Origin of the sequence: Protofrankia sp. Cas3 (assembly GCF_963555955.1) — a bacterium.
Taxonomy (GTDB): domain Bacteria; phylum Actinomycetota; class Actinomycetes; order Frankiales; family Frankiaceae; genus Protofrankia.
The window spans coordinates 1-913 of sequence record NZ_CAUVXP010000043.1 but is presented as its reverse complement, the minus strand read 5'-3'; the positions used below and the strand labels follow the sequence as shown (position 1 = coordinate 913).

1 protein-coding gene is annotated in these 913 nt (G+C 62.4%); it reads left to right on the top strand.

The window, feature by feature from the left end:
• Positions 1–128: 128 nt before the first annotated feature.
• Positions 129–913 (top strand): IS256 family transposase (locus tag U9983_RS10605; RefSeq protein WP_322753870.1); only part of this gene is annotated, 785 nt, incomplete at its 3' end.

Sequence of the window (913 nt, the reverse complement as noted above, 5' to 3'; positions counted from 1 at the left end):
CGTGTCATGGGAAGCGTGTAAGCCGGAGGTGACAAGAATCGACCTACCGTGATCGGTCGGTCGGAAAGGGTCATCTTATGGCACAGAATGTAAAGCGTCGTGAACGTGATACTGCGGCGGCCCAGGTGATCGCGGAGACGTTCCCGCCGAATGTGATCGACGCATTGTTGGCGGAGGCGAAGGAGACCGGCACGCCGATCGATGGTGTCGATGGCCTGTTGAACCAGATGACGAAAGCTGTTCTGGAACGGGCGCTACGGGCCGAGATGACCAACCATCTCGGCCACGAGTCCGGTGACCCGTCCGGGAACGGCTCGGGGAACTCCCGGAACGGCACGTCGGTCAAGACGGTGTCGACCCGGAACGGGCCGGTCGATATCGAGGTGCCCCGGGACCGGAACAGCACGTTCGAGCCGATGATCGTGCCGAAGCGGGCACGGCGTATCGGGAATCTCGACGACACGATCCTGTCGTTGTACTCCCGTGGCATGACGACCCGCGACATCGAGGCGCACCTGCGTGAGGTCTACGGGGTGCAGGCGTCCCGGGAACTGATCTCGAACGTCACTGACGTCGTCGTCGACGAGATCAAGACCTGGCAGTCGCGGCCGTTGGACGAGGTCTACCCGATCATGTATGTGGATGGGATCCGCCTGCGCGTCAAGGACAACGGTGTCGTCTCCACCAAGGTCGCGTATCTGGCGATAGGGGTCGATACCGATGGCCGTAAGCACGCTCTCGGCTGCTGGATCCAGGACAGCGAAGGCGCGAAGTTCTGGCAGAAAGTTCTCGCGGATCTCCGGAATCGGGGTGTCCGTGACGTCCTCATCGTCTGCTGCGACGGGCTGACGGGACTCCCTGACGCCGTCACCGCCGTGTTCCCCGACAGCATTGTCCAGACCTGCGTGGTCCA